The following is a 3,985-nucleotide window of genomic DNA, read 5'->3' on the forward strand; positions in this document are numbered from 1 at the left end:
CACGCTGAGCCCTGAGTCCCTGATGATGGGCTTCGGCTATGATCCCTTCATGTCGGAAGGCTCGATCAAGCCACCGATCTTCATGACCTCCACGTTCGCCTTCAAATCGGCGCGAGACGGCGAGGCCTTGTTCCGCCGCCTTGCGGGCCGCCACGAGGAGGGCGACACTGAAGATGCCGACCTGATCTATACGCGCTTCAACAATCCCAACATGGAAGTTCTGGAAGACCGGTTGACGCTGTATGATGACGGCGAAGCAGCGCTGGCTTTCTCTTCTGGCATGTCGGCGATTACCACGGCGCTGTTTGCCTGCGCCGAGCCGGGCACCGCCGTGCTGCATTCGAGCCCGCTGTATGGGGCCTCGGAAGTGTTCATCCGCACTTTCCTGCCGGGCTGGGGCGTGCGCTCTGCTGAGTTCGACGCCTGGTCGACTGAAGACCAGATCCTCGCGGCGGCTCGGTCAACGGTGAAGGAATTCGGCCCCATCTCGGTGATCTTTACCGAGTCTCCTGCAAACCCGACCAATGCCCTTGTCGATATCGCTGCCTGCGCCCGCGTCTGCGACGGGCTGGAGAAGGAGACCGGCCGCCGTCCCATCCTGATGTGCGACAACACGATGATGGGGCCGATCGGACACCAGCCACTCAAACACGGCGCAGACCTCGCGCTCTACTCGCTGACGAAATATGTCGGCGGCCATTCGGACCTTATCGCCGGCGGCATCGTTGGCAATGAGGCGATGATGACGAAGATCCGCCGTATGCGCAACTATCTCGGCACGATGCTGGACGCGCATTCCTGCTGGCTACTCACGCGCTCGCTGGAAACGCTCCAGCTGCGCATGGAGCGCGCTTTCCGCAATGCGAAAGTGTGCGCAGAATATCTTAACACGCACCCGAAGATCACCAAGGTGATGTACCCGGAGTTCCTGAAAGCGGACGATCCGCAACGCAAGGTCTTCGACGAGCAATGCCTCGGGGCAGGGGCTACCTTCTCGTTCGACGTCAAGGGCGGCAAGGAAGCGGCATTCAAGCTGCTGGACAACCTTCGCTTGATCAAGCTCGCGGTCAGCCTCGGCGGCACCGAAAGCCTGATGTGCCACCCGGGCTCAACCACGCATTCTGCCGTCCCTGCAGACGTGCGCGCCCGCATCGGCTTTACCGACGGACTCGTGCGTTTCTCCGTGGGCATCGAGGCGCCGGAAGACCTGGTTGCCGACCTTGGACAGGCGCTCGCGCACGCTTGAGACAGGGCGGTCTTCAAATCCCCCGGGTTTTCCCCTATAGGAGAACCCGGCGATCCCGTAGCTCAGCAGGATAGAGCGACAGATTCCTAATCTGTAGGTCGTGCGTTCGAATCGCATCGGGATCACCATAAAACAAGGACTTACAGTTTTCTCAAAAATCCTAAAAACCTCCGTGCCCCAGCTTAGCGGCCGCAACGAACGGTTTTGATCTGGTTTCATCGGGTTTGGATTTTTAGAATGGTTGCCGACCAGGCTCGTCGTTCGCAGGATGGCTTCCCGCGAAGGCTCTCCACAGAGCTCAGCGGAAGGCAGGAAACCGGTGCATCCGGGTCTAAGCGATCGGCAGAGTAGGTGCGCGTTTCTGGCTTGTCCTGAACTCAGCCGCCAACATTGTCAGCTGTAGAGTAAAGAGGTGTCGTATGAATGCAGATCGTTTGAAAAAACACTGGGCCCCTGCGCGTCCCACCAGATGATCTTGATCAGGTCACCGCGCCGGCCGCGGAACACGAACAGGTGCCCGTAAAACGGATCCTCCTCGAGCACCTTCCCGGCGAGCCCGGAAAGGCCGTCGAATCCCTTGCGATGGTCAGTCACGCCGGCCGCCAGCGAGATCTTCATTGATGCCGGAACCGGGATCATGCCTCCAGTCCCCGAACGAACGCGCAGAGGCGGGCGACATCGAGCCCGCCTTCGACGCGCACCTTGCATCCGCCGGGTGTCGTGATCTCGACGCTCAACGCTGCGGGCACTGAATCCGGCGGGCGAGAGGCGTTCATTGCGAGGGGATCGGCTGCGATCATTACCGGCAGGAAACTGGCGCCAGGATCCCGCAGCCACTTGAAGACATGTTGGCGTTCATGTCATAGCGCCGCGCGACCTGAGCCACCGACACGCCCGCCACCCTGGTCTGCGCTACGATCTTCAGCTTCTCCGCGTCGTGCCAGAAACGACGTGTCCGCTTGCCGGCCATCTATGAAACCACCCTGGTGCCCACTATCGATAGTGGACACCATCGCCCTCTGTCGAACGCACCAGCATCAATGGATCACGCCAGGCCGCAAGGTCGGTCAGGCCGGACGCATACGCTGATGCCAAGCTCGCAGGCGACCGCCGTCACCTTCATCCCCGGCGAAAACGTCCCCGCCACCGCTGCCAGCTTCTCACTGCGTGACCAGCGCCGGCGCTGCAAACCAAGCATAAGATCTATGTATCACGGTCGATCTGCGGATAGTCTCGGTCCATGTCTCAAGACCAGTCCTTATCCGCCGATCATCACCACGCCGGCGATGCGCGCAAGGCGGTGCTCGGCGTATGCGCACCCCTAATCGCACAGAATGGGAGTATCCGTGGATCGGCTCGCGCGGTCTATTTCCTCCTTCGCCAGGACGGATTGAGCCATGAAAACCGGATCTGACTGCAGCCGGGCGTATGTCGCCGCCCCCATCAAGCGGCCGGCATCAACATCGCTTTGCCAATGAACTCCGCAAATCCGCCGGCTTTCAGCAAACGCATAACCGCGCTGAAGCAAATCATCGGCCTTTTCAGGTGCGAGGCCCGTCAGCAAGAGCCCCCACGCCCATCCCACCGCCGCATGTCCCGATGGGTATGACCCGTCACTGGACAGCATGGCTTGCGCTTCAGGAACACAACTTTCGTCTCCCAAGGTCACGAAGGGACGCACCCTCGTATAGGCTTCCTTGGCTTTGTAAGTGGAGCGACCAGCATCGGCGAGCGTACGCCGCATCAGGGTAACAAGATGGGGTGTGCTCTCTTGTGATATCTCAATGCCGAGCACACATGAAAAGGAGCGTCCCGCTTCAGGAAAATGTAGCTCGTTGTCCTGTTGCGCTATGCGCCATCGAGCCGTTTCACGGAGAAGCTGACCGGCTTCATGCGCTTCGAGATCGGCCTGCACCGATTTCGTCCCTTCTTGCGGCGGCGGAGGGAGCAGCGCCAGGCTGTCCGGCAAATCGCTGGGGGCCAGATACCCCGCGAGATATCCCGATCCTTGCCGTAATTCCCCGATCAGAACAGGGTCCGTAGGCGGAGCGATATCCTCTTCTTTAGGTTCTGGACCGCCCTGCGAAGGCAATTGGCAAGCGGTCACAAACAGCCCGATCGCGGCGACAGCGAAAATACCTGATTTCATTTTCAACACACTGCTCTCTTCGGTCTTAATTCCGGAGAGACCGCGGACAGGACAAGTCAATGACAACCTGGGCCTGTCCGCGGCTCTGACAGAGCCTGATTCAGTAACGATATGTCAGCTCTATCCCATACATGCGCGGATCACCGTACCAGACATCCAGGGTATTCACGAGGCCTGGAGTGTCGAGCTCCGCAGCGTAAACGATGTATTCTTTGTCTGCGAGGTTTCGGCCCCACAGCGCAACTTCAACATCTCCGCCTGCGCCGCCCGGAAGTTTCAGATCACCGAGGCTGAGCCGGGCATTGAGCAGGGTGTAGGACGGGTGCTGGTAGGTTAGAGATGACGTATAATTGCCGCCGGAATAGTTCGCATCGGCAAAAGCGCGCAGGCGACCGAAACTGAACGGCTTGAACTCGTAGCTAGCCGTCAGTGATGCAGCATGTTTTGGCGAAAAGCCGGGATTGGTCTCTACGAATCCGTTGGTAAACGGATTGAACTGATCCGGAGCGTCGCGATCAGTTAAGGCGTAGCCGAAATTGAACTCCAGTCCTTCGCTAGCGAGGACGGTTGCATCAAGCTCAAGGCCGCGT

The 3,985-nt window shown here is 59.5% G+C and carries 4 protein-coding genes, 1 tRNA gene and 2 pseudogenes; 2 read left to right on the forward strand and 5 right to left on the reverse strand.

Annotated features, from left to right (window positions below; all coding sequences use genetic code 11):
* The first annotated feature begins 4 nt into the window (after nt 1-4).
* Complete coding sequence (locus WEA77_RS07220) at nt 5-1,246, forward strand: cystathionine gamma-synthase family protein (protein ID WP_368067199.1); 1,242 nt, start codon at nt 5-7, stop codon at nt 1,244-1,246.
* Nucleotides 1,247-1,297: 51 nt separating this feature from the next.
* Nucleotides 1,298-1,374, forward strand: a tRNA-Arg gene (locus WEA77_RS07225).
* Between the two features lie 307 nt (nt 1,375-1,681).
* Here the strand turns inward: WEA77_RS07225 and tnpB are convergent.
* The 5 genes and pseudogenes from tnpB to WEA77_RS07250 all read right to left on the reverse strand — a co-directional run.
* Nucleotides 1,682-1,885 (reverse strand): annotated as a pseudogene (gene tnpB, locus WEA77_RS07230) (IS66 family insertion sequence element accessory protein TnpB); the annotation flags it as partial.
* The gene (locus WEA77_RS07235; RefSeq protein WP_368067195.1) at nt 1,882-2,022 is read right to left on the reverse strand and encodes a hypothetical protein; all 141 of its coding nucleotides are present in this window, start codon (nt 2,020-2,022) and stop codon (nt 1,882-1,884) included. The pseudogene tnpB and the gene WEA77_RS07235, both read right to left, overlap by 4 nt.
* Nucleotides 2,023-2,291: 269 nt before the next feature.
* Entirely contained in the window at nt 2,292-2,444 is a 153-nt protein-coding gene (locus WEA77_RS07240; protein WP_368067197.1) for a transposase, read from the reverse strand.
* 123 nt (nt 2,445-2,567) lie between these two features.
* Nucleotides 2,568-3,395 (reverse strand): phosphatase PAP2 family protein, encoded by an 828-nt coding sequence (locus tag WEA77_RS07245; RefSeq protein WP_368067200.1) that lies wholly within the window; start codon nt 3,393-3,395, stop codon nt 2,568-2,570.
* 100 nt (nt 3,396-3,495) lie between these two features.
* Nucleotides 3,496-3,985 (reverse strand): annotated as a pseudogene (locus WEA77_RS07250) (hypothetical protein); the annotation flags it as partial.

It is taken from the genome of Hyphomonas sp. (genome assembly GCF_040882205.1).
Lineage (GTDB): Bacteria > Pseudomonadota > Alphaproteobacteria > Caulobacterales > Hyphomonadaceae > Hyphomonas.